Source organism: Brucella sp. TWI559 (assembly GCF_039674265.1).
In the GTDB taxonomy this organism is placed as follows: domain Bacteria; phylum Pseudomonadota; class Alphaproteobacteria; order Rhizobiales; family Rhizobiaceae; genus Brucella; species Brucella chromiisoli.
Genome location: NZ_JBDJNE010000013.1, coordinates 66,044 through 91,186 on the forward strand (window position 1 = coordinate 66,044; position 25,143 = coordinate 91,186).

The following is a 25,143-nucleotide window of genomic DNA, read 5'->3' on the forward strand; positions in this document are numbered from 1 at the left end:
AAACCGCGCTGATCGCCAAGAAACCCGTCGGAAATGGCTTTCACTTTTCAAACGAACACCCATATGCTGAAAACAGCGAAATCAAAATGTATGTACGTAAGAGGGAAGGACCATAACATGACCGTAACGGCGATAAAGCTCAACGACGGCAATCACATTCCACAGCTGGGTTACGGTGTCTGGCAAGTTGGCAATGATGAAGCCATTGCCGCTGTGAGTGAAGCGTTGAAAGTCGGCTATCGCCATATCGACACCGCTGCAATCTACGGCAATGAAGAAGGCACCGGCAAAGCAATCAAAGAGTCAGGTATCGCACGCGGCGACATTTATCTGACAACCAAACTCTGGAACAGCGATCAGGGTTATGAATCGACGCTCAAGGCTTTTGACACCAGCTTGAAAAAGCTTGGCACCGATTATGTTGATCTGTATCTTATCCATTGGCCGATCCCGGCGAAGGATTTGTTCATGGAAACATGGCGCGCTTTCATCAAGTTGAAGCAAGAAGGCCGTGTAAAATCTATTGGTGTTTCGAACTTTCGCACGGCCGATCTTGAGCGCATTCTCAAGGAAAGCGATGTCACGCCAGTTCTCAACCAGATTGAGCTGCATCCGCAGTTTCAGCAGGACGAGTTGCGTCTGTTCCACAGCAAGCACGACATTGCAACGGAAGCCTGGAGCCCGCTTGGACAGGGCAAGATCCTGGAAAACCCTGTCCTCACAGCAATCGCTAAAGCACACGGTAAATCCGTAGCGCAGATTATCCTGCGCTGGCATATTGAGACCGGCAACATCGTTATTCCGAAGTCGGTAACACCTGCGCGGATCAAGGAAAATTTCGATATTTTCGATTTTAGCCTCAACGGTACAGACCATGATGCCATCACCAAGCTGGATAAGACAGATGGCCGTATCGGACCAAACCCGAATACGTTTTCAGCGGGTTAATTGCGAGATTGAAAGCCGGGCAGCAAGCCCGGCTTTTTCTTAGGTCGTGGTGACGAATTAACTGTTTGATCCAAATAGCGATATTTGATCAAGCGCTCGATTCTGCTTGCGTTCATGCCCGACTGCCTTTGAATGGCGTTTATACCGCTTTGATGGATTTGATCCAGCAATTGTCTCATTCGAGCCTGCATCGCTGAACTGCGATATGACGGTGCCAAAGCTTTCCTGTTTGTAGCGGTTAGCTGGACATAAAACAGGCCAAATGTTGAAATTTGGTCCATGTACTAGCTCCAGTATTATAAGTGTCCACAGTTCTCTTAGAAGTTTCAGATTGACTTGATCCCAGTGTCGTCGTTTGATCGGGCAGGTGTGGGGGATCTGTAGAACGAGGCGACAAGCCCAAAACAGAAAATCCATCTCTTTATTGATGTAAAAATGGAGTTCTGTTGTGTTCAAGTTCACCAGACGAGGAATGTTTCATCTTGCTCTCGCTCTCGCCGGGTCCACGGCGATGGGCAGCTTTGCCACCACGGCAGCGCAGGCTCAGGACAAGATCCTGCTCATCATCAATGGCGCGCTCGGCGATAAATCTTTCTTCGATTCCGCTGCCAATGGCATGAAGATGATCAAGGACAAGTATGGCGACGACGTTGAAACCAAGATCCTCGAAATAGGTGACGATCCGACCAAATGGGAGCCGGTTTTCCTCGATGCTTCTGAGCAGGACTGGGATCTGATCATCGGCGGCACCTACCAGATGTCGGAAACCGTTGGCTCCGTTGCGCAGCAATACCCAGACAAAAAATATGTCCTCTATGATGCAAGCGTGCCTTATGAAGAAGGCGGCTACGACAACGTCTATTCCATCCAGTACAAGCAGAACGAAGGTTCCTATCTCGGTGGGATGTTAGCGGCCTCCTTGCTCAAAGACGGCAAGCTCGGCGAGAGCGACAACAAGCTCGGCTTCCTAGGCGGCATGGATATTCCTGTCATCAACGACTTCCTCGTCGGTTATATTGCCGGTGTCCAAGCCATTGATCCGCAAACGAAAATCTCGATCTCCTATGCAGGCTCCTTCATGGATGCGGCAAAGGGCAAGGAACTTGGACTCGCACAATATCGCTCTGGCGTGCCGCTTGGTTTCGTTGTTGCCTCGCAGACCGGCCTTGGCCAGCTTTCGGCAGCCAAAGAAACCGGCAAATATGTTCTGGGTGTCGATTCCGATCAGGAAGCCATCTTCAAGGACAGCGACCCTGCCATGGCAAAACAGGTCGTCAGCTCCGTCCTGAAAAACGTCGATGTCAGCCTTTTGCAGGCCTATGACCGCTTCAAGGAAGGCAGTCTGCCATTCGGAAAAGCCGAAGCGCTAGGCCTGAAGGAAGGTGCTGTCGGCATCGTGCAGGACGGCAATATGGCGACGATGGCCTCACAGGAAACCAAGGATGCGATTAAGAAAGCTTCCGATGAAATTTCCGACGGCAAGATCACGGTTCCAACAGCCTTTGGCATGAGCACCGAAGACCTCAACGCGATCCGTAACAAGGTTCGTCCATAATCGTGGAAAACCAGATAAAAAACAATGAAGGCGGCGATGTAATCGTCGCCTTCCGTAATGTGAGCAAGGTCTATCCGAATGGCACTGTCGCGCTGCGCGATGTGTCGTTTTCGATCCGTGCCGGTTCGATCCATGCCATTTGCGGCGAAAACGGCGCAGGCAAATCCACGCTCATGAAAATCCTGTTTGGCATTGAGAATGCCACTGCAGGCGAGATTGTGATCGACGGCCAGACAATTTCTTCTTGGTCGCCGGACGATGCAGCGGCCAAAGGCATTGGCATGGTGCATCAGCATTTCTCGCTGGTGCCGACACTGACCGTCACCGAAAATATCATCCTCGGCCATGAACCCGTAAAAGGTGGTTTTATCGACCGTGTAAGCGCACGCAAATCAGTCGAAGAACTCATGCAGCATTATGATCTGCACGCCGACCCGGATGCGATTACTGGCACGCTGTCGGTTGCAGCACAGCAGAAGATCGAAATCCTCAAGGCGCTGGCGCGCCGCACACGGCTGCTGATCCTCGATGAGCCAACGGCTGTTCTTTCGCCGCCCGAAATCGAAGAACTGATGCGCAGGCTGAAAGCACTGCGCGATGAAGGCATTACCATCCTCTTCATTTCGCATAAGCTCAATGAAGTGCGCGAACTGGCTGAAAGCGTCACCGTGTTGCGCGCTGGTGCCGTTGCTGGCACAGAAAAGCTTGCAGATGTGCCCGACGATGCCATCATGCAGATGGTTATGGGCCACGCTGTCGAAATTCCCCAACGCGCGCACAAGACGAACCTCACGCAAACCGTGCTTGAAATGAAGGGCGTAACCATTGAAGCCCTCGACCCTGCCGACCGTATCCGCGATGTAAACCTCACCATCGGCGAAGGTGAAATCGTCGGTGTCGCGGGCGTCGATGGCAGCGGCCAGCGCGGTCTGGTTTCAACACTCTCAGGCCTGATGCAAGCTTCTCAAGGCACAATCACCCTGAACGGGGCCGATATGACCACCGCCGACACGGCAAGCTGGCGCGAGAAAGGCTTGGCCTATCTTCCTGCCGACCGCTTTTCACAAGGGGGTGCGCCGGGCCTGTCTCTGGCTGAAAACACGATTGCCGGCACGGACGGAAACCGCGACACTGATTTCGGCCCCTTCCTGCGCTGGAGCGCGATCAAAGCGCGTGTCAATGGCATGATTAAACAATATTCGGTGCGTGCAGGTGCGATCACCGAAAGGCTCGACTCGCTGTCTGGCGGTAATGCGCAGAAGCTTATCGCCGCGCGCGAACTTGCCACCAATCCTAAATTCCTGATCGCCGATCAACCCACACGCGGCATTGATGTTTCGGCAGCAGCCTTCCTGCATCGCCGCATCGATGAAGTGGCGCAGGGTGGCTGTGCTGTGCTTCTCGTCAGCGCCGATCTCGATGAATTGCTGCGGTTAAGCGATCGCATCGTCGTGTTCTTCAATGGCCGGATTGTTGCCGTTCTCAGAAACGGACCCGACATTACGCCGGCAGTCCTTGGACCTTATATGCTGGGCACGCGAGCATGATCCCAAAAAGTGTAAAACGGTTTTTGGATAAGATCATGCTTAAGCAGAGAGTTGCAGCCTAATGCGTAGATTTATATCCTATCTTATTCCCTTCTTTCTGACCGTGCTGGTGATCGGCATCATCATGGCGCTGCTGATCGTGCCACTGGCCTTGATGCAGGATAATCCGGCAGGTGTGCTGAAAACCTTCTTCCTCGGGCCATTTGGGAGCATTCGCCATATGGGCAATGTGGTGGAAGCGGCAACACCGATCATGCTGACAGGCCTTGCCATCACTATTCTTTTCCGCTCCGGACTGTTTAATCTTGGTGCAGAAAGCGGCTTTTTCCTTGGTGCGCTTGGTGCAGTTGCAGGCGCCGTTCTGCTGCCGTCACTTGGCTGGTTCTCGCTTCCGGTGGCGATCCTTTGCGGTGCGGTCGCGGGCAGCTTTGCCTGTACAATTCCAGCGGCGCTGCGATTGCGTTTTGGCGCATCCGAAATGGTCACATCGCTGGTTCTCAACTATGCCTTCCTGTTTTTGGGCCTGTTCGTCCTCAATTATGTCATCCGCGATCCGGCTGCGGGCGGCATGATGTCGTTGCGCATTCCAGCCGATGCCAAGCTTGATCGGCTGCTGGCGGGCACACGCCTAAACTCCGGATCGATCATTGCCATTCTCGCCTGTATTGCGGGCGGCATCTGGCTTTACTGGACACGTTCGGGCCTCAATATCCGCATTGCTGGCTCCAGCCCCGGTTTCGCAAACCATCTCGGACTGCCGCTCAAGGGCATTATCATGCGCGCTCAGATCGTTGGTGGTCTGGTGGCTGGCATGGCCGGTGCATTGGAAGTGCTGGGCCTGCATAACCGTTTCGCATGGCTTGATCTGCCCGGTTATGGATGGACGGGTCTGGTGGTGGCCATTCTTGGCCGTGAAAACCCGTTCCTGCTCATTCCAGCAGCGCTGTTTCTGGGCTTTGTTCAGGTTGGAGGGGATCTTCTCGCCCGCAATATGAATATTCCGACCGAAGTGGTCGGCCTGATAACTGCTGCTATCATGGTGGGCGCAACAGCAAGCGTCATTCACAATCACCCGACAGTTTTGCGCGTGATCCGAAACCTCCGCAATCGGGAAGGAGAACAGTCATGAGCGCAGTTCTTGCACAAATTCTCGATCCAGCCTTTATCGCAACCATTCTGCGTGTCGCCACGCCCTTGTTGCTGGCAGCGCTTGGCGTGATGATTTCTGATCGCGCTGGCGTGCTGAATATCGGCATGGAAGGCATGATGCTGACCGCAGCGCTCATTGCGGTGCTCGCAAGTGCTGCCACGGGAAGCCCGGCCATCGGTCTCCTAGCAGCCCTTATAGTCGGGGCCTTTCTCGGTTGGCTTATGTCGCTGTCAGTCAACAAGCTTGGCACAGATCTGATTATGACCGGCATTGCACTTAATATTGCGGCGGCAGCGGGAACAACACTGGGGCTTTTCGTTGCCACCGGTGACAAGGGCATGTCAGGCGCGTTGAAAAGCGGGGCGCTGCCAAGCCTTTCGGTGCCCTACATCGGCAACATCCATATTCTGAGCTTCGCCGCATTGCTGGCGGTTCCGGCTGTCAGCCTTCTGATGATGCGCACACGCTTTGGCCTGCACTTACGTGCAACCGGTGTCGATCCGAAATCGGCGCGAGCGGCAGGCATTCACACCGGACGCGTTCAGATGCAGGCACTCATACTTTCGGGCATCTTTGGCGGTGCGGCAGGTGCCTATCTCTCGCTCGGCTATGTCACATGGTTCGGTCAGAACATGACCGCTGGTCGCGGCTTCATCGCCATTGCTGCCGAAGTGATGGGGCAGGGAACGGCGTGGGGAACTCTGGCCGCAAGCCTCGTTCTGGCCGCAGCGGAATCGCTGGCGATCACCTTGCAAAGCCTTGGGTTGCCGTTCGAGCTAATGCAGATGATCCCTTATCTCGTGCCCGTTGTGGTGCTGACGGTACACGCCGCAAGAAGACAGCGGCGTGCAAGACAGTTGAAGAAATCCTGAAATGCATGAAAACGAGAAAAACATGAAAGCCTGGGAGCTGACACGCGATCTGCTGCGCAACACAAAGCCAGTGGTGCGCACGGCAGAAGAGCAGACATGGGACGCAAGCGCCGTCATGAAGGCGCAGGACGATCTCATGGCCATGTTCTGGAAAAGCAATGTGCCGGGTTCAGCAGCACCCGAATGCCTGATGGCCGGTGCGCTGCAATCGCTTGAAAACAAGGGGTATGTACTGGCACCATATGCAGAGCTTCTGCGCGACGGGCTTGCAGCGCTGGAGCGCTCTGACTTTGAGACGCTGTATCGCATCGACATGCGTTTGCGTATACTCATGCGTGCGGCAAAGCCCGATCCCGAGCATCCATCGCAGAAAACCATCCGCTTTCCATCATGGGACGCGTTTGATGCGAGCGTGAAGTGGCCGGAAAATGTGTCTTATCCTATCCAGTCTGATGATTTCCGCGACCGTATCGCGGGTGCATGGATGGCGCAGCTGGTGGGTGCTGCCGCTGGCACCGCACTTGAAGGCTATACGGCTGAAAACATTGCAGAAGTCTTCGGTCCGATACGCGATTATGTGCGCGAGCCTAACACCTATAATGACGACATCACCTTCGAGATCGCTTTTCTCGAAGCCTTTGGTGAAAAAGGTTCTGCGGTGACCAGCGCCGACATTGCCGAGCGCTGGACATCGCTGATCCCGCTTGGCTGGTCGGCGGAGGCAATCGCCCTTTCCAATATGCGCCGAGGTCACACAGCACCCGAAACCGGCACGTCCGACAATCCGTTCGATGAATGGATCGGCGCACAGATGCGCGGTACAATCTGCGGCATGGTCGTGCCGGGACGTGCGCGTGAAGCTGCTCGTCTTGCCTGGATGGATGCGGAAATCTCCCACGCAGGAAACGGAATCCTGGGCGAGGTTTTCAATGCCGTCATGGCAGCCCGCGCCTTTGCGGTTCAAAACACACGCGAATTGCTGGTCTCAACGGCAGCGCTTTTCTCGACCGACACGGAATATGGTGCGGTTCTCACCTTCGCGCTTGATGCCTGTAATACAACAGAAAACTGGCAGGACGCCTGGGCAAAGTGCGACGCCGAATATGCGGAATATAACTGGATTCACGTCACGCCAAATGCAGCCGCGCAAGTTGTGGCACTCTGGTTCGGTGAAGGTGATTTCGACCGCACGCTGGAAATTGTCTGCGGCATCGGCCACGATGTTGACTGCAATGCCGCGCAGATTCTCAGCATGATCGCCATCCAGCACGGCCCCGGCATTATCGCAGAACGCTGGTCAAAACCACTCCTCGCCGACGACATCGTCACCTATATGCGCCGCCCGGCGAAAATCTCATTCGATGCGCTGGTCGATCAGACGGTCGGTGCAGCGCGCAACGCTCTTTAAAATCCCCTATCAGGAACATATCATGGCCCGTAAAATCATTATTGATACCGATCCCGGTCAGGACGACGCAGTCGCCATTCTTCTGGCACTCGCAAGCCCTGAGCTCGACATTCTCGGCATCACCGCCGTTGCTGGTAACGGCCCGCTGGCTCGCACTGAAATCAATGCCCGCACCATTTGTGAAGTTGCGAAAAAGCCGGGCACAAAAGTATTTGCTGGCTCCATCCGTCCGCTGGTGCGCCCGCTCGTGACGGCTGAAAACGTTCATGGCAAGACCGGCCTTGATGGCTATGATCTGCCCGCACCCACCATGCAGCTTCAGACGCAGCATGGTGTGGATTTCATTATCGAAACACTGATGAAAGAAGAGCCAGGCACTGTAACACTGTGCCCGCTTGGCCCCCTTACCAACATCGCATCGGCCCTTATCCGCGAGCCAAAAATTGCTGAACGCGTTAAGGAAATCGTGCTGATGGGCGGCGGCTATTTCGAGGGCGGCAACATCACGCCATCGGCTGAGTTCAACATCTATGTGGATCCACATGCAGCCGCAGTTGTGCTCAAATCAGGCATCCAGATCACCATGATGCCACTCGATGTCACGCACAAGGTGCTGACCACCGAGAAGCGCATCGCAGCCATTCGCGGCCTCGGCACACATGTCGGCGAAGTGGTTGCTGCATGGCTTGAATTCTTCGAGCGCTATGATGAAGCAAAATACGGTACCGATGGCGGCCCGCTGCATGACCCGAACGTTATCGCCTATCTGCTGAAGCCTGAACTCTATTCAGGCCGCCATTGCAACGTGGAAATCGAGATCAATTCGGAATTGACCATCGGTGAAACAGTCGTCGACTGGTGGGAAGTGACCGATCGTCCAAAGAACGCATTCTTCATCAACGATGTCGATGCGGATGGTTTCTTCGCGCTGCTGACCGAGCGATTGGTAAAACTCTGATACCCTTTTGTGATGGAATAATTTCAGGGCAACGATCAATGGTCGTTGCCTTTTAGTTATAAAGCTTATCAGTATAATTTTGTTGATTGTTTTTGCTTGCGCATCAGAAGCCTTGCTTCAAATGCCATTGCCCTGTGTGCCTTCTCCAAGAAACGCCACGCTGCTTCGAAAACCCGGCGTTTGGACAGCATAAATTCGAGGGTGTGTCGGTCACGATCAACAGCCCAGCCGAATTGAAAAATTCGCGAGAAAACCTTAACGATGGCTTTACGAGCAAAACGAAAGCCCTTCATTCGCAGAATATGGGATGGAATAATCATCCAATTCGAGTAGTCCATCCAAAAGGGCCAAAAAGATCAAATAGCTTTGCAGTATTTTGCTTGGGCTCAATCCTTCTCACGATAGATTTCGGCAATGTCGCCCAGATCCCAGTTCCCGCCTGTCAAAATTGCACAGACATTCTCGTCCTTTTGTACTTTTACAGAGCCGGCCAGGAGTGCGCCTATACCTATTGACGCGGCGGGTTCGGCGATGAGTTTTGCGTCAGTCGCCAGCGCCCGCATTCCTGCAACGATATGCGCATCTTCGACAAGAACGATCTCATCCACATATTTCTCAATAATTGGATAAGGATTGCGTCCGGGCACACTGATCCTCAGACCATCTGCGATGGTATCCTTAAGAGGAAGTGATGTGGGTTCACCGTTCTTTCGGCTCCAGTAATATTTGGGCGTCAGAGCTGGCTCTGCACCAATAACCCGAACTGAGGGGTTCATTTCCTTGATTGCTGTCGCAACACCGGAAATCAGACCACCGCCACCAAGAGGGACAATCACAGTGTTGACGTCCTTCAGGTCTTCGAGAATCTCGCATCCAATTGTGCCCTGGCCCGCCATGACCATTGGATCTTCGAAGCCATGAATCACTGCATAGTTATTGGCTTCCGCGATCCGATACACCTCTTTCCATCTTGTCGCGTTGTCACCATCAAATAAAATGACCTCAGCTCCTAAAGCGCGCGTGTTCGCTATCTTGATTTTCGGGGTAGTCACAGGAAGCACAAGGACAACTTTGACGCCCATCATACGCGCCGCATAGGACAATCCCTGTGCATGATTTCCAGAAGATGACGAGATAATCCCGTTGGCAATCTTCTCACGTGGAAGCGATAGCACTGCGTTCAGAGCGCCTCGTATCTTGAATGCGCCCGTTAGCTGAAGAGTTTCTGGCTTAAGATATAAATTACAAGCGACTTTGGATGCGATTTTGTCAGCCCTCAGGAGGGGGGTATGATAAACATACGGCGCAATGCGTGTTTGTGCATCTCGAATGTCTTCAATTGTGGGATAGTTTAGCATTCATCACCGCCTGCATGCGCTTTGCTTTAAACTTCGAAACCGTGCTTCCCGAGTGGGACGCTGCTATTGCTCAAAAAAGGAAAATCTGGTGCCGACATTTTGGCGAAGGGCACGATTATAGATCGCATTGGCTGTCGTGTTATCTTGCGCAGCCATTCCTGTTGAATCGAAGATTGTTATCTCTTCTGCATTCTCACGTCCTGCTTTTGTGCCGATCAGGATCTCGCCAATTTCGGCGTGAATTTCACTCATGGAAATGATGCCGTGATTGAGCGCGTGCCAGGTCTCACCTTTTTGCGAACACTGGCTTGTCGAGTCTGTGACGATTTTAGCATTTCGAAATATTTCAGGCTCCAGTTCCTGCTTGCCCTGAGCATCTGTTCCAATCGCAACAATATGCGTTCCTGGTTTTATCCAATCCGCTTCCACCAACGACCCCTTGCCACGTGTGGTGGTAACCAAGATGTCCGCTTGTTCTACAGCTTCTCGTTTGGATGCCGCCATTATAACAGGAATATTAAACTCGCCTTCCATATCAGCTTTGTATTTTGACAGTGTTTCAGGGTTAGAATGCCACGCATGAATCTCCTCAATGTGCATTACTTCGCGGATTGCTCTAATTTGCATGCGTGCCTGATTGCCCGTGCCGATTGACGTTAGTTTTCTCGCGTCTTTGCGAGCCAATAATCTGACCGAAATCGCACCGGCAGCCCCAGTCCTCAGGCCCGTGATCAAGCTGCCATCCATCACGCATACCAACGCACAACTTTGTGCGTCAAAAAGAAGGATCGTTCCCATGCCGTTCGGAACGCCATGACGAGAAGGATTGTCCCTGAACCCGCCCGAAGACGCTTTCATTGATATCATCTCAGATGATTTCAAATAGCCCAGCTTGAAGTCAATTTCACCGCGTGGTGCAGGTAGATGTATGCCAATATAATCCGGCTGCTCCACCTGACCGCTGCTGAATGCACAATAAGCGTCTTCAACAGCGTCTATGACCGCAGACAGCGAAATGAGTTTTTTGACGTCATCCTTCGTCAATAGCAGCGTCTTCAAACCAGTCTCCTTCAGTCGCACCTGTCTGCGGCGGATGGGATCGCCACATCGAATATCGCAATAACTGAAAAGCATAAAATGCTGAATCAATCCAAACAACGCAACGAATGCCCGAAATGACATGAAGGATGAATTCATGGCGGGTTTTGTGGTCAGGACTCTGTTTTTCCGATGGGCATATAGAAGGATATATGAGTGAGCACTTTAAAGACGATGAAGCCCGACGCCATTATGGCATCGGGCTTATTTCTAACGTCGCGAGTGGAGGGATCAGGCCGACCGCTCGCTGGCATTTGGACGCCATTTTATGAGGCGCGTTTCAACCACATCAAGAATACTGTCGATGATCAAAACGAAGACTGCCAAAATCAGGATACCGGCAAATACGCCAACCGCATCGAAGTTGCCTTCAGCCTGGGCGATAAGATAGCCTAGACCGGCGGACGAACCAAGATACTCGCCGATGATCGCGCCAACCACTGCAAAGCCGACGGAGGTGCGCAAAGAGGACAAGATCCAGCTTGCTGCTGCCGGGAAATAGACGTGACGCAGGAGATCAGAACGTTTGGCGCCGAGGATACGCGCATTTGAAAGCACGACCGGATTGACTTCGCGCACACCCTGCATTGCGTTGAAGAAGGTCACGAAGAACACCAGTGTGACGGCGAGTGCGACCTTGGACCAGAGGCCAAGACCCAACCAAAGCACAAAGATTGGCGCCAGAACAACGCGCGGGATAGCGTTCAGGCACTTGATGAAGGGGTCGAGAATGCGCGAAGCACTGCGGCTAAGACCGAGCCATACGCCTGCAGCAACGCCAAGACCCGTGCCGATCAGATAGCCGAGAACGGTTTCTGTCAAAGTGATCGATACGTGACGATAGAAACTTGTATCGGTTATCCACTCCACGACCTGATTGAAAATATTCAGTGGTGCCGGGAAGAAAAATACGTCGATGAAACCCAGCGATGTGCCGAGCTGCCAGCCGCCGAGAATGATAACCAGCAAACCGACCTGGATAAGACGTTCAGTCATGGCGTTCATAGCTTTTCTCCACTTCGCCGCGCAGCGACGCCCAAATATTGCGATAAAGATCCATGAAGCGCGGATCGAGTTTGATTTCTGCGACGTCGCGCGGACGGTCGAGATCGACGGGGAAACTATCGATCACGTGGCTGCGGGGGCCAGCGGCCAAAACGACGACACGATCACCAAGCGCTATGGCTTCTTCAAGATCATGCGTAATCATCACAACAGCGCGGCGTTCTTCCTGCCAGAGCCGGAGAAGCTCATTTTGCATAAGGTGACGCGTATGGATATCGAGTGCGGAGAACGGCTCATCCATCAGGATGACTTTTGGACCTGTGATAAGCGCTTGAGCCATCTGCACACGCTTGCGCTGACCGCCGGAAAGCTGATGGGGATAACGGTGCTCAAAACCTTTCAGACCCACCTTGGCAAGCCAGTTGAGCGCACTTTTGCGGCGTTCGGAAGCGCTTATGCCTTTAAACATCGGACCAAGCTCGACATTTTCAAGCGCTGTTTTCCATGGCAGAAGTGCGTCCTGCTGAAACAGATATCCTATATCATGGTGCACACCAGTGACGGCTTTTCCATCGACTGACACTGTTCCGTGTGAGGGTTTCAGCAATCCTGCTATGGCGTTGAGGATGGTGCTTTTCCCACAACCTGTCGGGCCAACGATGGCGAGAAACTCGCCATCCGCAACCGTGAGGTTGACATTTTCGACCGCAACAAAGTTGCCGAACGACATTGTAACGGCATCAATTGATACCATTGCTTTTGGGCTGGGGCTTGCTGCGACTTCCGGCGCAGGTTTGACAACGGCTAATGACATTGCCTCCTCCTTCTAGTTCGTAGCCGCGTGCGGTGCTTTATCGACGAAGCTGTTTGTGTATGTTTTCGAAAGATCGATTTCGGTTGCCGCAACTTTTTTATTGAAGCTATTCAGAACAACCAGTGGCGTTTTGACATCTTCCTCATCGAATTTTCCATCCGTGGAAAAGATCGCCTTGGCATTCTTTACGGCTTGAATATACGCATCGCGGTCGCCCGAGATGAATTCCTTAGGCAGCTTTTCAACGATTTCCTCTGCCGAATGGGTGTTCATCCATTCGAGTGCCTTGACTGTCGCGTTGGTGACTTTTTGGATGGTTTCAGGATTACCATCAATGTAATTTTGCGTGGCATAGAGAACTGATGTCGGATAAATACCGCCGTAGATTTCCTTGGCACCCTCGTCGCTGCGACCATCGATCAGAATTTTGCCGACACCTTTGGCTTCGATAAATGTTGCCGCAGGATCGTAATTGACCAGCAGGTCGATCTTGCCCTGTTCAAGAGCTGCAACCGCCGCCGAACCGGAACCAACACCGATCAGAGCGACATCATCTGCCGAAAGGCCGTGGCGCTGTAGATAGTAACGCACGAAGAAGTCCGAAGATGAACCGGGCGCTGTAATGCCGATTTTTGCACCCTTGATGGTTTCGGGATTGGCGGGGTCGAATTTAGAATTATTTCCACCAGCAAGGACAAGCCCGGAATTGCGTGCCAGAACGACGAAGCCGACCACGGCCTTGTTCTGTGACTGCATCTGAATGGTGTGGTCGTAGAAACCGACGGCAATATCTGTCGATCCGGCAACGAGTGCCTGCAACGTCTTTGAACCGCCTGAAGCAAAATTCTCCACGGTGACGTCTAGCCCTTCTTTCTCATAAAGGCCCAGCCCCTGTGCGACAGGAAATGGCAAATTATTGAGATTATAAGACCCGACGCTAATACGGACCGGATCAGCCATTGCTGTTCCGGCAAGAGCTACAGTTGCTGCCAGAGCGAGCATGAACTTACGCATTGATTTTCCTCCGGTTAAGTGGTGCCCTCCCGGCAACCAGTTGAATTATGCCGCGCATACGGCTTGTTTGACAGGCTTAGCAAACACATGCCCATCAAAAAGACGGCGGGCTGTGCGCAAAATTCCGGCAGTCACTTTTCCGTCTCGCTCCTGAAGCTTGACATCGAGATGACCGCTGGGATGTTCGATCGCCAGCACGAGCGGTGGTGTGTGAAGACCGATTAGTTTCGATGCGACTGTATCAGCCGTTATGCAGGCTGTTGCGATCCCGACGGCGCCGGTGGTAGCAAGCGACGGATGACATTCGTGCGGCATGAAATAGCGCACATTGATGTCGCCGCCGTTTTTTGCATTGCTGATAAGAACGGGTTTGGGCGTGACCTGATTGGTGACATCGCCCATGCCCATACGTTGGCCAGCCTCGATTCTCAGCTGTTCCAGCCGTGCAAGCAGCGCCGTGTTGGCGTTGAGTTCGGCAGCACTCTCGTAACCACTGACACCAAGATTGTTGGCTTCGATCAGAACCATAGGCATCGCGCAGTCAATGCATGTCACGGCCACGTCTTCAATCATTTCATGGGGTGCACCGGTAGGGAAAAGTTTGCCTGTTCGGGCACCTGCCGCATCCATGAAGGTCAGGGCAATTGGAGCCGCCTTTCCGGGTACTCCATCAATGCTGGCATCGCCGAGGTATGAAACTTTACCATCGGGTGTCGGCACTTCTGCCTCAATCAACTTGTCGGTATTGACGTTGTGAATACGAACAAGCGTCGTTGCGCCCTGTGTTTTCATAAGTCCCGCCTCAATTGCGAAGGGACCCACAGCTGCAAGCATGTTGCCGCAATTGGGTGCGGTATCAACGAACTGCTGATCAATACGGACCTGTGCGAAAAGATAATCGATATCGACGCCGGGAATGCTGGATGGGCCGATGATGGCAACTTTACTGGTCACAGGGTTTCCACCACCGATGCCATCGATTTGAAGGGGGTGACCCGAACCCATAATGGAAAGCAAAATCTGATCACGCTCGCGCGGATCGGTCGGAAGATCAGATGCCAGAAAGAACGGGCCTTTCGACGTGCCGCCTCGCATCAGTACACAGGGGATAGAGATCAGATCGTTCATGCTTGCGCTTTCGCCTCCACTCTTGTGTAGTGGGTATTAATCAGTTCATTTATTGCACTTAGTGGCAAAATGATTGATATGTAAAATGCGAAGATTTGGAGTATTGATGCAAAATGAGCATTAATTGTGAAATTCTAGACCTAAGAGCATTTCTCGCCATTGTCGAATTGGAGAGTTTTCACAGGGCTGCCGATACGCTGAACATGTCTCAGCCAGCACTCAGCAGACGCATCCAGAAGCTGGAATTGGCAATTGGGGCGCCAATTTTAGAGCGTACGACAAGACATGTTTCGCTCACTGCTTTAGGCACCGAACTATTACCTTTGGTGCGGCGTATGCTGGAGGAATTTGACGGGTCGCTTTTTGCAGTGCGTGATCCCGGCGTCCAGCGCGGTGGCCTTGTAACAATCGCCTGTCTGCCGACAGCCGCTTTCTACTTTCTGCCGAAGGTCATAAAGCAGTTCAATATCGAATATCCTAACATCCGCTTTCGAATTCTTGACTTACCGGCGACGGACGGATTGCAGGCCGTTGCGCGCGGTGAAGTCGAGTTCGGCATCAATATCATGGGAACAGCCGATCCGGATCTGATCTTTGACCGGCTTGTCGAAGACCCCTTCGTTCTTGCTGCCAGCAAAGACCATCCTCTTGCGGAAAAATCCGAAGTTGGCTGGGAAGATCTGACACCATATCATCTTATCACTGTTCATCGTTCAAGCGGCAATCGAACACTGCTCGATGGAGCCTTGGCAAAATCCAATATCAAACTTCGCTGGTTTTACGAAGTAACCCACTTGTCGACATCTCTTGGTCTGGTGGAGGCGGGCTTAGGCATATCTGTGTTACCGCAGATGGCGACACCGCAGGGAGAGCACCCACTTTTGATCACGAGGCCTATTCGAAACCCTGAGATTTCAAGAACTATAGGCGTTGTAAGACGCAGGGGGGGTACGCTATCGCCTGCAGCGGAGCGTTTCCTCAAGATGTTGATCGGCACATGGGGGAGTTTCTGAAAGGCTTGTTGGCCAGGGATTTTGCGGCATCTTCGGAAGAGATTTTGGTTTCGTTGACAGCATGACGTGCGTGGCGTTCGCGCATCCCCGCGTCCTGACGCAGCAGATCGTCCGCTCATCTTGGTGTCCGCAGGATGTGGCCTATCCGCCCGGCTACTTTGCCAAAAAGGCTCAAACGTAGAATCACCTTCCTTAAAGTAAAATTCTCGAAGATAAGGTTATACCAGCGTTTTGATGGACGTGACGGCTTCATCCGGGACGCGGGTGGCAGTCTCCCTGAGGATCAGCTCAACCGGCCAAAGCTCGTGAATATCGGCTGGTGACTTGCCATCAAGAATATCCATCAGCATGTCCGCACAACGCTTACCAGCAGCGCGCATCGATGAGCGGGTCGCAGTCAGTGACGGGACCATGTTGTCTGCACTCAGAAATGAAATGACGTCATCATGTGCGATGACAGAGATGTCACGGCCAATTGTCAAGCCAAACGATCGGGCAGCACGATAGATACCCAAAGCAGTCATCATAGAGCCTGCAACGAAAGCAGTCGGCCTCAACTCGCGCCTCAAGAGTTTTTGGGCCAAGCGGTAACCGATCTCGTCGGTGAAGTCGCCGTGCTCAATCAGGCCCGGATCAAACGCAATGCCTCTTTCGTCAAGTGCCTTGCGGTATCCTGCGTCTCTGTCAAGCGAGAACGTAAATCCCTCGCGGCCATTAATCATAGCGATGTGGCGATGGCCAAGATCTAGCAGATGTGCGGTTGAACGATAGACCGCGCCCTCGTTGTCAATATCAAGCCAGGCGTGAGGGATGTCGATTTTTGATCGACCATGAACGAGAAAAGGCATTCCGAGTTCATGCAGCAGGCGGATGCGCTCATCATTGGGCTTTGGTGACGTCACGATTATCGCATCAACACGCCGACTGGTAGCAAGGCGCCGACAAAGCTCCACCTCGTCGTCCGTGCCATTATTGGCTATGGGACTGACAAGAATATCCACCTCATCCTGACTGAGTCTTTCAGCCATACCACGCATGAACTCTGCAAAGTGAAACTCGCTATTGCGGCCCATGACAACGCCAATAGAGCCTGCACGGCCTGTCACAAGTCGCACGGCGTTGACATTCGGACGATAGCCGAGCCGCACAGCCTCGTCACGAACACGCTTGCGTGTTGTTTCAGCAACTTCCGGATAGCCGCTCAGTGCGCGACTGACCGTTGTGGCAGAAAGTCCTAATTGTTTGGCGAATTCACGAAGTTTCATTTGATCTTGCGGCTTGGAGAACGGATTAGACGTTGGATTATAATCGCTTCCTTGTGATTAACAATGCGCGGCCACCATCATTGATGGCCCTTTGAGAGAAGTATGCGGCAGAACCAAACCGTTTACAAGTTTGGTAAGAAATTTAAGCCTCTCAATCGTAGCTGATTGGGAGAGTGAACTGCGGTTGCATCGGGAAAGTTTATGTAAATTATTGAAAGTATAGATGAATATTTAAATCGGTCGTATTTTGTGTTTCCCAAAAAACAGCAGCTTGACAGATTTGAAGCCTTCTGTAACCTTTTTGGCATCCAAACCGTTTTCGATTTTAACGGCCGCTTACTGAATGGATGGGAGGAGGGAACAATGAAAGCTCTTAAGGGTGCACTGGCTGCCTGTGTTGCATTTGGCTTTGGCACAGCATTCGCTCACGCAGCCGAAATTTCGATTGCTGCCAATTCAACTGGCAACAATATTCAGTTTTTACAGGAACAGATTGCCAAATTTGAAAAAGATACCGGCAACAAGGTTCATATTGTATCCATGCCGCCATCAAGCAGCGAACAATTCAGCCAGTATCGTTTGTGGCTTGCGGCGGGCAATGCAGATATTGATATTTATCAGACGGATATTGTTTGGGCTCCGCAGCTTTCAGATCAGTTTATTGATCTCACCCAGGCTACAAAAGATGTAACAGGAAGCCATTTTCCGTCGATCATCGCGTCTCAGACGGTCAATGGGAAGCTGGTTGCATTGCCCTTTTATACCGATGCACCTGCATTGTTTTATCGCAAGGACCTCCTGGAGAAATACGGCAAGCCTGTCCCGAAAACATGGGATGAGATGACTGCGACGGCCAAAGAGATCATGGAAAAAGAGCGCGCAGAAGGCAAGGCTGACCTGTGGGGTTTTGTCTTTCAGGGCAATGCCTATGAAGGCCTGACCTGCAATGCGCTTGAGTGGGTCAAATCTTCCGGTGGTGGCCAGATTGTGGAAGCTGACGGAACGATTTCAATCAACAACGAACGCGCAGCAGCCGCAATTGATCGTGCAAAAAGCTGGATTGGTTCGATTTCCCCTCAAGGCGTTCTTGCCTATCAGGAAGAAGAATCGCGCGGCGTCTGGCAGACTGGCAATGCCGTGTTCATGCGCAATTGGCCCTATGCTTACGCCTTAGGCAATAATGACGATAGCGGTGTGAAAGGCAAATTTGATGTTGCACCTTTACCGGCTGGTGCCGAAGGTGAACCTCCATCCTCGACACTTGGCGGGTGGAATCTTGCTGTGTCAAAATATTCCACGAAACAGGATGCCGCGATTGCTTTGGTGAAATATCTGGCTTCGCCTGAGGTTCAGAAGGCGCAGGCAATTCAAATTTCACGTCTGCCGACCATTGAAGCGCTTTACGACGATAAGGAAATTATCGCGGCGCAGCCTTTCATGGCGAATTGGAAACCCATCTTCCAAAATGCGGTGCCGCGGCCTTCGGCAGCGACAAAAGTTAAATACAATGAAGTCTCATCCAAATTCTGGACTGCTGTGCATAAAACCCTTTCGGGCAGTGGAACAGCTGCCGAGAACCTGGAAATGCTTGAGGTCGAACTGACGGAGCTTGAAGGCTCTGGCTGGTAAGCACGTATCAAGCCGCGTTCGGATCTATTCCCAAGCGATCCGAACGCAACATTTTCAGAGCCCGCCGCCCTCAGAGGAAGATTATGACGGATACTTCTGTTGATGCTTCAAAAGCGTCGAACGGACGCCGACACCATTCCGACTTGCATACACAACGCATTCGTTCGGCATGGCTGTTTCTTGCACCGACGCTGATTGTTTTGGCATTTGTGGCCGGCTGGCCGCTGCTTAGAACGATCTATTTCAGCTTTACAAATGCATCGCTCACAAGCCTTGCTACGGCTGAGTTTGTCGGTTTTAAAAACTACTTCACATGGGTCACCTTAAAAAGCGGCCGCATCGTTTATCGCGGTCTTCTGGCCGATCCAGCATGGTGGGGCGCGGTGTGGAATACGATCAGGTTCACACTGTTTTCGGTTGGTCTCGAAACCATCTTTGGATTGATTGTAGCGCTTGTGCTGAACGCGAAATTTCGCGGAAGAGGCCTTGTGCGAGCGGCCATCCTCATTCCCTGGGCCATTCCCACAATCGTCTCGGCGAAAATGTGGGGCTGGATGCTCAACGATCAGTTCGGCATTCTGAACCACATATTCCTTAATCTCGGTCTTATCAGCCAGAAAATCGCCTGGACGGCAAATCCCGATACGGCGATGATTGCGATCCTGATCGTCGATGTCTGGAAAACCACCCCTTTCATGGCCCTGCTTATCCTTGCTGGGTTGCAGATGGTTCCATCCGATATTTATGAGGCTGCCAAGATCGATGGTGTCCATCCGCTCAAAGTATTCTGGCGTGTGACTTTACCGCTTATTCGTCCGGCATTGATGGTCGCGGTTATATTCCGCATGCTTGATGCATTGCGTATTTTTGATCTCATCTATGTGCTGACACCCAACAATGCGCAGACCAAAACAATGTCTGTTTTCGCGCGCGAAAATCTCTTCGATTTCGATAAATTTGCTTATGGCGCCACCGCATCCACGATGCTGTTTCTCATCATCGCAGCCATCACTGTGCTCTACATGTTCTTTGGACGTGTGAACATTGGCGCAAAGGGAGAATAGCCATGCATTATCTTAAGACGCTTGGCTTTTATCTGCTGGTTGCCATCATGATCCTTATCGCAGTGTTTCCGTTCTATTATGCGATCATAACCAGTCTTAAATCGGGAACAGCACTGTTTCAGGTGGATTTCTGGCCAACGGATGTTTCCATCAGCAACTATACCGGCGTTCTCAGTCAGGGCAGCTTTCTTCGGAGTCTTGGTAATTCTTTGTTTGTTGCAACAGTTGTTGTCGCAATTTCACTGCTGCTTGCGATAACTGCCGCCTATGCGCTGGCCAGAGTGAATTTTCGGGGTCGCGGGTTGCTCCTGCTCACCATTTTGTCGGTATCCATGTTTCCGCAAATTGCAGTGCTTGCAGGTTTGTTCGAACTGATCCGGTTTCTCGGTATATTCAATACGCCTCTGGCTCTGATCTTCTCCTATATGATCTTCACCTTGCCCTTCACGGTTTGGGTTCTGACAACCTTCATGCGTGATCTGCCGGTCGAGATTGAAGAGGCCGCGATCGTAGACGGGGCATCCCCATGGGTCATCATCACGCGTGTGTTTATGCCGCTCATGTGGCCGGCACTGGTGACAACGGGGTTACTGGCATTCATTTCTGCATGGAATGAGTTCCTGTTTGCACTGACTTTTACGTCGTCGGCGGGTCAGCGCACGGTTCCAGTGGCTATCGCGCTTTTGTCCGGCAGCAGTCAATTCGAAATCCCATGGGGCAATATCATGGCCGCATCGGTCATCGTAACAGTTCCCCTCGTCATCCTTGTGCTCATCTTCCAGCGGCGGATCGTATCCGGTCTGACTGCGGGTGGCGTGAAGGGATAGGAGTTTACATATGGCACAGCTTCAATTGCGCGATGTGCGCAAATCATTCGGGAATTTTGAAGTTATCAAAGGCGTGGACATGGACATTCGCGCAGGCGAGTTCATGGTTTTTGTTGGTCCGTCCGGCTGTGGGAAATCCACGCTTCTGCGTCTGATCGCGGGCCTTGAGGAAATCACCTCTGGAAGCCTGTCTATCGACGGCGTGGTGGTTAACAGCTTGAGCCCGTCCAAACGGGGCATCTCCATGGTATTTCAGTCTTATGCACTTTACCCGCATATGACGGTTTACGAAAACATGGCCTTTGGCATGCAGCTGGCTGGCAAAGACAAACAGGAGTGCAAACGCCGTATCGAACAGTCGGCAGAAATGCTGCAACTAACCCCCTATCTCGAACGCTTGCCACGTCAGCTTTCAGGCGGCCAGCGTCAGCGCGTTGCGATCGGGCGCGCCATCGTCCGGGATCCGAAGGTGTTTCTTTTCGATGAGCCGCTGTCCAATCTTGATGCAGCGCTTCGCGTGGCAACGAGACTCGAAATTGCTAAACTCCATCAGAGTATGGAAGACACCACGATGATCTATGTGACACATGATCAGGTGGAAGCGATGACGCTGGCTGATCGCATCTGTGTGTTGCGCGATGGGCGGGTGGAGCAGATAGGGACGCCGCTTGAACTTTATGAAAAGCCCAACTCGCTTTTCGTCGCGGGCTTTATCGGCTCCCCAAAAATGAACCTGCTCGGTGGAAAATACGCAGAACAATTCGCGACACACACGGTCGGGCTGCGGCCAGAGCACCTCCAGATCGTTTCGGACGAAGGTCTGTGGAGCGGTCGCGTGATCCACACGGAAATTCTCGGCTCGGATACATATGTCTATATTGATCTCGGTGCCGAAGAACCTCTCGTGGTTCGCGAAAGCGGCGTGTCAATCCGCAAACCCGGTGATTTGCTATCCATTGCGCCGACTGGCGAACGTATCCATCGCTTTGATGAGAATGGGCGTGCGCAGGACGGTTAGACCACCTTTCAAATCGAGAAATCTTTTTTGGAGCAATACGTTCAGGCACCGGCTTCATAAACCGGCGCGCATGTTCGCAAGGCTCAAATCCACACAAGGGCTGATAGCCGCAATTAAGGAGAATAGCCGTGTCTATACGCACTATCGTCTGGGGTGAAAATGTCCACGAGCAGATCAATGAAACTGTTCGTGCTGTTTATCCGAATGGAATGCACGACACGATTGCAGACGCACTCAATGGCGATAGCACCATTGACGCCACCACGGCCACCTTGCAAGAGCCGGAGCACGGCCTCACGGAAGAACGTCTCGCCAACACGGATGTCCTGGTGTGGTGGGGGCATAAGGACCATGGCGGCGTAAAGGATGAAATTGTTGAGCGCGTTGCCAGACGCGTTTTTGAGGGCATGGGACTGATCGTGCTTCACTCAGGCCATTTTTCTAAAATTTTCAAGCGCTTGATGGGAACGCCCTGTGCGCTGAAATGGCGTGAAGCAGGCGAACGTGAGCGGGTCTGGGTTGTGAATCGGGGCCACCCTATTGCACAGGGGCTGGATGAGAATTTTGTGCTTGAAAACGAAGAAATGTATGGCGAGCAATTTTCCGTTCCTGAACCGTTAGAAACGGTATTTATCTCATGGTTTGCGGGCGGTGAGGTATTTCGTTCAGGACTCACATGGCGGCGCGGCGCAGGCAATATCTTCTACTTCCGTCCCGGCCACGAAACCTACCCCACCTATCACGATGCGAATGTGCAAACCGTACTGCGTAACGCCGTCAAGTGGGCCTATAACCCTCAACCCGCATGGACTGATATTCACACGGCACCCAATGTCCCGGTCGATCAGGCTTTAGAGCCGATTGTCGAGCGGGGGCCTAAACTTCATAAGGCCGGTGAAGCCGGTTATCGTTGAGGTGCATGATGCGTCTTCTTATTCTTGGAACTGGCGGCATGGCAAAGAACCATGCCGAGGCCTTCAAAGCCATAGATGGCGTTGAAGTGGTCGCAGCTTGTGACGTGTCAGCGGAACGCGTTGATGCATTCTGCGAAAATCATGACATTCACGACCGCTTCACGCGGCTGGAGGATGCTCTTGAATGGAACCGCTTTGATGCTGTTGCAAATGTGACGCCGGATGCGATCCATCATCCGACGTCATTGGCGCTCATCGGCGCTGGCAAACATATCTTTTGCGAAAAGCCGCTTGCAGAGAGCTACGACAAAGCCGCTGAAATGGCTGATGCTGCCGAGCAGGCGGGCATCATCAATATGGTCAATCTTACATATCGCAATGTCGCTCCTTTACAAAAGGCACGCGACATTGTGATGTCTGGCGAAATCGGTCAGGTACGTCACTTCGAGGCTTCTTATCTGCAAAGCTGGCTTGTTTCAAAAGCCTGGGGTGACTGGAAAACCGAGAGCAAGTGGCTCTGGAGGCTTTCCACGCGCCACGGTTCCAATGGGGTTCTTGGCGATGTTGGCATTCACATTCTTGATTTTGCATCCTATGCAATCGGCAGCGATGTGGAACGGGCATCGGCCCGATTGAAGACCTTCGACAAGGCCGACAACAATCAAATCGGTGAATATGTGCTGGATGCGAATGACAGCTTTGTAATGACGGCGGAATATTCGAACGGTGCGCTTGGCGTCATACATGCCAGCCGCTGGGCAACAGGTCATCTTAATGAATTGCGATTGCGCATTCATGGCGACAAAGGCGCGCTTGAAGTCATTCATACACCGACAGGTTCCACCCTTCGTGGTTCAATCGGGGAAGATATTGAGACACCGGTGTGGCGCGAGATTGAAGTAAGCCCCGTCGAAACCAATTATCAGCGGTTTGCACGAGCAGTAGCGGATGGGGTTGGTCTGGAGCCGAACTTCCGTCACGCTGCAAATCTTCAACGCGTTCTTGATCACGCGATGAATGTGGATCAGCCTTTGCCACAGGTGGTGAATATCTGACCGGTCCGGGCGCTGCTCATATATGTGTATTGTTCAATAGAAAACATGGCGACACGATTGATGCTACTTGAGCAAAAATCGTGATCGCCGAGGGTGAACGGCAGAGAGATGATGCAGCCCCCAGAAGCTGAAAGGAGAGTGCTTTTACGTTCCTTCGGCTCTATTGACGCATCTGTAACGTCCGATCTGGATCACCACTTCCTCACAGTCTTTTCGTTGATCCCATAGGCCGTGTGGAAAATTATATTTTCATCATATCTATTTGGGGCATGGTGGGTTTTGCCCCTGAATGCGTCGAACAGCCCTTATGGAGATACATTTCACAGCGGTCTGTTCTCCTGTTCAGAAACAAAATCCTCTCACACCACGACCGAAAAATAATTATCCATATTGCCTAGAGCCGCGCGAATTCCGCGACTTGAGCTTTCAGCAGCTTTAGCTCTGCTTTGATGACGTGCGTGGTCTTGGCGCTGCCTTGAAAAGTGACCGATAGTGCTTTCCTCTGTGAAAATGAAAATAAGCAACCATCACATTCCGGGGGTGAACTATTGGAAATATGCTAAAGTCATGCGCGCCTAAAAAAATCAGCTGAAAGAATAATCTTTCAGCTGATGAACCATTTAAACATCTATCAGATAATCAATTCCAAGGCAGAATATCGCGCCAACTCTTGCCACCGCCACTGGCGGCTTTTTTGCGTTCACGCTCTTTCTGGGCCTCATCCTGCCCCAACTCACCGGCGGCAGCTGTTGCCGCAGGCTGGCGATACCCCAAAGGCGGTTCACTCAAATATTTACGCGTTGTAGAAGACCCTTGTGACTGCTGCTCACGCGCTTTTTTCAGCTCGGCAATACGTGCCGGATCTGCTGTTGGCGTGCGCGTTTCGTATTCTTCGCGGCGGCTGTTGCCGCGCGGAAGCATTCTCGCATTGTCCGCAACTGCAACATCCTGATCAATTGGAGAAACAAAGTTCGGGCTGTCGCGATTTGCAGTAATCTCATCACGCAAACGCTTGCGGCGCTCTTCCGGCGATTCCGGCCAGGCAGGATCGCTTGCGCTTGCGACACTTTCCTGCGGTGCAGGCAAAATGCCCTTATCACCCTGTGCAGGACGTACAAGATCAGGGCGCGGCTTATAATTGATACGCTCTTTATTCTTGCCCTGACCGAAGCTTGCCATGTTCGACATATCGTCAAGCAGCTGCGCACCAGCGGTCTTGTCGGTTCCGTAGGTCGGCGACGACACACAACCGGACAGCGCGAGCCCCGCAACTGCCGTCATCAATACCAGAACTCGTCCTTCAATCTTCATTAGCGCCACTTCTTTTACGCCTGTCGATTTTCTGTTGCCAAAGGCTTCTTTAATACCCTTGCCGCAAGAAACCGGCAACTCCAAGGCAGATTGCAAGTTTATCTCAAGGAGAGCCTTGTACATGAGAGCGTCTCTACGGGCAATCGCGATATTAACCGCTATTTCACCATACGCTCAATTTATAAAGCAACC

24 protein-coding genes are annotated in these 25,143 nt (G+C 52.3%); 14 read left to right on the forward strand and 10 right to left on the reverse strand.

The features are described from left to right. Positions 1-117: 117 nt before the first annotated feature. Positions 118-948: an aldo/keto reductase gene (locus ABE530_RS15100; RefSeq protein ID WP_499695048.1), complete on the forward strand. Its 831-nt coding sequence runs from the start codon at positions 118-120 to the stop codon at positions 946-948. Here the strand turns inward: ABE530_RS15100 and ABE530_RS15105 are convergent. Next, complete coding sequence (locus ABE530_RS15105) at positions 945-1,229, reverse strand: hypothetical protein (RefSeq protein WP_499695049.1); 285 nt, start codon at positions 1,227-1,229, stop codon at positions 945-947. The genes ABE530_RS15100 and ABE530_RS15105 overlap by 4 nt on opposite strands. Positions 1,230-1,396: 167 nt before the next feature. On the opposite strand from ABE530_RS15105, the gene ABE530_RS15110 reads away from it, so the two are divergent. The 6 genes from ABE530_RS15110 to ABE530_RS15135 all read left to right on the forward strand — a co-directional run bounded on the left by ABE530_RS15110 (position 1,397) and on the right by ABE530_RS15135 (position 8,438). Then, complete coding sequence (locus ABE530_RS15110) at positions 1,397-2,503, forward strand: BMP family ABC transporter substrate-binding protein (protein WP_499695050.1); 1,107 nt, start codon at positions 1,397-1,399, stop codon at positions 2,501-2,503. A gap of 2 nt (positions 2,504-2,505) precedes the next feature. Continuing rightward, the gene (locus ABE530_RS15115) at positions 2,506-4,050 is read left to right on the forward strand and encodes an ABC transporter ATP-binding protein (protein WP_499695051.1); all 1,545 of its coding nucleotides are present in this window, start codon (positions 2,506-2,508) and stop codon (positions 4,048-4,050) included. A 61-nt stretch (positions 4,051-4,111) separates the two neighbouring features. Then, positions 4,112-5,179 (forward strand): ABC transporter permease, encoded by a 1,068-nt coding sequence (locus ABE530_RS15120; protein ID WP_499695052.1) that lies wholly within the window; start codon positions 4,112-4,114, stop codon positions 5,177-5,179. Then, the gene (locus ABE530_RS15125) at positions 5,176-6,072 is read left to right on the forward strand and encodes an ABC transporter permease (RefSeq protein ID WP_499695053.1); all 897 of its coding nucleotides are present in this window, start codon (positions 5,176-5,178) and stop codon (positions 6,070-6,072) included. The genes ABE530_RS15120 and ABE530_RS15125 overlap by 4 nt, the downstream gene beginning before the upstream one ends. Before the next feature lie 22 nt (positions 6,073-6,094). Next, complete coding sequence (locus ABE530_RS15130; protein WP_499695054.1) at positions 6,095-7,480, forward strand: ADP-ribosylglycohydrolase family protein; 1,386 nt, start codon at positions 6,095-6,097, stop codon at positions 7,478-7,480. 22 nt (positions 7,481-7,502) lie between these two features. After that, positions 7,503-8,438 (forward strand): nucleoside hydrolase, encoded by a 936-nt coding sequence (locus tag ABE530_RS15135; protein WP_499695055.1) that lies wholly within the window; start codon positions 7,503-7,505, stop codon positions 8,436-8,438. A 68-nt stretch (positions 8,439-8,506) separates the two neighbouring features. On the opposite strand, the gene ABE530_RS15140 is transcribed toward ABE530_RS15135, so the two are convergent. The 7 genes from ABE530_RS15140 to ABE530_RS15170 all read right to left on the reverse strand — a co-directional run bounded on the left by ABE530_RS15140 (position 8,507) and on the right by ABE530_RS15170 (position 14,855). Next, entirely contained in the window at positions 8,507-8,758 is a 252-nt protein-coding gene (locus tag ABE530_RS15140; protein WP_499695056.1) for a hypothetical protein, read from the reverse strand. Positions 8,759-8,824: 66 nt separating this feature from the next. Next, complete coding sequence (locus tag ABE530_RS15145) at positions 8,825-9,796, reverse strand: threonine/serine dehydratase family protein (protein WP_499695057.1); 972 nt, start codon at positions 9,794-9,796, stop codon at positions 8,825-8,827. A 63-nt stretch (positions 9,797-9,859) separates the two neighbouring features. Further along, the gene (locus ABE530_RS15150) at positions 9,860-10,855 is read right to left on the reverse strand and encodes an ornithine cyclodeaminase family protein (RefSeq protein WP_499695058.1); all 996 of its coding nucleotides are present in this window, start codon (positions 10,853-10,855) and stop codon (positions 9,860-9,862) included. Between the two features lie 270 nt (positions 10,856-11,125). Further along, a complete protein-coding gene (locus ABE530_RS15155) occupies positions 11,126-11,899 on the reverse strand; it encodes an ABC transporter permease (protein ID WP_396998954.1) in 774 nt (257 codons plus the stop codon). Continuing rightward, entirely contained in the window at positions 11,883-12,713 is an 831-nt protein-coding gene (locus ABE530_RS15160; RefSeq protein ID WP_396998953.1) for an ABC transporter ATP-binding protein, read from the reverse strand. The genes ABE530_RS15155 and ABE530_RS15160 overlap by 17 nt, the downstream gene beginning before the upstream one ends. A 12-nt stretch (positions 12,714-12,725) precedes the next feature. Then, entirely contained in the window at positions 12,726-13,727 is a 1,002-nt protein-coding gene (locus tag ABE530_RS15165) for an ABC transporter substrate-binding protein (protein WP_265986291.1), read from the reverse strand. Positions 13,728-13,772: 45 nt separating this feature from the next. Next, positions 13,773-14,855: a 4-oxalomesaconate tautomerase gene (locus ABE530_RS15170; RefSeq protein ID WP_499695059.1), complete on the reverse strand. Its 1,083-nt coding sequence runs from the start codon at positions 14,853-14,855 to the stop codon at positions 13,773-13,775. 113 nt (positions 14,856-14,968) lie between these two features. On the opposite strand from ABE530_RS15170, the gene ABE530_RS15175 reads away from it, so the two are divergent. After that, positions 14,969-15,868, forward strand: coding sequence for a LysR family transcriptional regulator (locus ABE530_RS15175; protein ID WP_265986293.1), 900 nt, complete (start codon positions 14,969-14,971; stop codon positions 15,866-15,868). A 218-nt stretch (positions 15,869-16,086) separates the two neighbouring features. On the opposite strand, the gene ABE530_RS15180 is transcribed toward ABE530_RS15175, so the two are convergent. Further along, the gene (locus ABE530_RS15180; protein ID WP_499695060.1) at positions 16,087-17,133 is read right to left on the reverse strand and encodes a substrate-binding domain-containing protein; all 1,047 of its coding nucleotides are present in this window, start codon (positions 17,131-17,133) and stop codon (positions 16,087-16,089) included. Between the two features lie 363 nt (positions 17,134-17,496). Between ABE530_RS15180 and ABE530_RS15185 the strand changes: the two genes are divergently transcribed. The 6 genes from ABE530_RS15185 to ABE530_RS15210 all read left to right on the forward strand — a co-directional run bounded on the left by ABE530_RS15185 (position 17,497) and on the right by ABE530_RS15210 (position 23,640). Beyond that, a complete protein-coding gene (locus ABE530_RS15185; protein WP_499695061.1) occupies positions 17,497-18,762 on the forward strand; it encodes an ABC transporter substrate-binding protein in 1,266 nt (421 codons plus the stop codon). Between the two features lie 83 nt (positions 18,763-18,845). Next, on the forward strand, positions 18,846-19,826 hold the full coding sequence (locus ABE530_RS15190; protein ID WP_265986296.1) for a carbohydrate ABC transporter permease: 981 nt from the start codon (positions 18,846-18,848) through the stop codon (positions 19,824-19,826). 2 nt (positions 19,827-19,828) lie between these two features. Continuing rightward, entirely contained in the window at positions 19,829-20,653 is an 825-nt protein-coding gene (locus ABE530_RS15195; RefSeq protein ID WP_499695062.1) for a carbohydrate ABC transporter permease, read from the forward strand. A gap of 10 nt (positions 20,654-20,663) precedes the next feature. Continuing rightward, positions 20,664-21,671 (forward strand): ABC transporter ATP-binding protein, encoded by a 1,008-nt coding sequence (locus tag ABE530_RS15200; protein ID WP_499695063.1) that lies wholly within the window; start codon positions 20,664-20,666, stop codon positions 21,669-21,671. Between the two features lie 128 nt (positions 21,672-21,799). Beyond that, a complete protein-coding gene (locus ABE530_RS15205) occupies positions 21,800-22,585 on the forward strand; it encodes a ThuA domain-containing protein (protein ID WP_499695064.1) in 786 nt (261 codons plus the stop codon). Between the two features lie 8 nt (positions 22,586-22,593). Further along, entirely contained in the window at positions 22,594-23,640 is a 1,047-nt protein-coding gene (locus ABE530_RS15210; protein WP_265986317.1) for a Gfo/Idh/MocA family protein, read from the forward strand. A gap of 639 nt (positions 23,641-24,279) precedes the next feature. Here the strand turns inward: ABE530_RS15210 and ABE530_RS15215 are convergent. Continuing rightward, on the reverse strand, positions 24,280-24,951 hold the full coding sequence (locus ABE530_RS15215) for a hypothetical protein (RefSeq protein WP_265986148.1): 672 nt from the start codon (positions 24,949-24,951) through the stop codon (positions 24,280-24,282). Positions 24,952-25,143 lie beyond the last annotated feature (192 nt).

Bases quoted from the DNA above. Each gene is read 5' to 3' on its own strand.
- ABE530_RS15100 (WP_499695048.1), top strand. From the start codon at position 118: ATGACCGTAACGGCGATAAAGCTCAACGACGGCAATCACATTCCACAG.
- ABE530_RS15105 (WP_499695049.1), bottom strand. From the start codon at position 1,229: ATGGACCAAATTTCAACATTTGGCCTGTTTTATGTCCAGCTAACCGCT.
- ABE530_RS15120 (WP_499695052.1), top strand. From the start codon at position 4,112: ATGCGTAGATTTATATCCTATCTTATTCCCTTCTTTCTGACCGTGCTG.
- ABE530_RS15125 (WP_499695053.1), top strand. From the start codon at position 5,176: ATGAGCGCAGTTCTTGCACAAATTCTCGATCCAGCCTTTATCGCAACC.
- ABE530_RS15130 (WP_499695054.1), top strand. From the start codon at position 6,095: ATGAAAGCCTGGGAGCTGACACGCGATCTGCTGCGCAACACAAAGCCA.
- ABE530_RS15135 (WP_499695055.1), top strand. From the start codon at position 7,503: ATGGCCCGTAAAATCATTATTGATACCGATCCCGGTCAGGACGACGCA.
- ABE530_RS15140 (WP_499695056.1), bottom strand. From the start codon at position 8,758: ATGATTATTCCATCCCATATTCTGCGAATGAAGGGCTTTCGTTTTGCT.
- ABE530_RS15145 (WP_499695057.1), bottom strand. From the start codon at position 9,796: ATGCTAAACTATCCCACAATTGAAGACATTCGAGATGCACAAACACGC.
- ABE530_RS15155 (WP_396998954.1), bottom strand. From the start codon at position 11,899: ATGAACGCCATGACTGAACGTCTTATCCAGGTCGGTTTGCTGGTTATC.
- ABE530_RS15160 (WP_396998953.1), bottom strand. From the start codon at position 12,713: ATGTCATTAGCCGTTGTCAAACCTGCGCCGGAAGTCGCAGCAAGCCCC.
- ABE530_RS15165 (WP_265986291.1), bottom strand. From the start codon at position 13,727: ATGCGTAAGTTCATGCTCGCTCTGGCAGCAACTGTAGCTCTTGCCGGA.
- ABE530_RS15170 (WP_499695059.1), bottom strand. From the start codon at position 14,855: ATGAACGATCTGATCTCTATCCCCTGTGTACTGATGCGAGGCGGCACG.
- ABE530_RS15175 (WP_265986293.1), top strand. From the start codon at position 14,969: ATGAGCATTAATTGTGAAATTCTAGACCTAAGAGCATTTCTCGCCATT.
- ABE530_RS15180 (WP_499695060.1), bottom strand. From the start codon at position 17,133: ATGAAACTTCGTGAATTCGCCAAACAATTAGGACTTTCTGCCACAACG.
- ABE530_RS15185 (WP_499695061.1), top strand. From the start codon at position 17,497: ATGAAAGCTCTTAAGGGTGCACTGGCTGCCTGTGTTGCATTTGGCTTT.
- ABE530_RS15190 (WP_265986296.1), top strand. From the start codon at position 18,846: ATGACGGATACTTCTGTTGATGCTTCAAAAGCGTCGAACGGACGCCGA.
- ABE530_RS15195 (WP_499695062.1), top strand. From the start codon at position 19,829: ATGCATTATCTTAAGACGCTTGGCTTTTATCTGCTGGTTGCCATCATG.
- ABE530_RS15200 (WP_499695063.1), top strand. From the start codon at position 20,664: ATGGCACAGCTTCAATTGCGCGATGTGCGCAAATCATTCGGGAATTTT.
- ABE530_RS15210 (WP_265986317.1), top strand. From the start codon at position 22,594: ATGCGTCTTCTTATTCTTGGAACTGGCGGCATGGCAAAGAACCATGCC.
- ABE530_RS15215 (WP_265986148.1), bottom strand. From the start codon at position 24,951: ATGAAGATTGAAGGACGAGTTCTGGTATTGATGACGGCAGTTGCGGGG.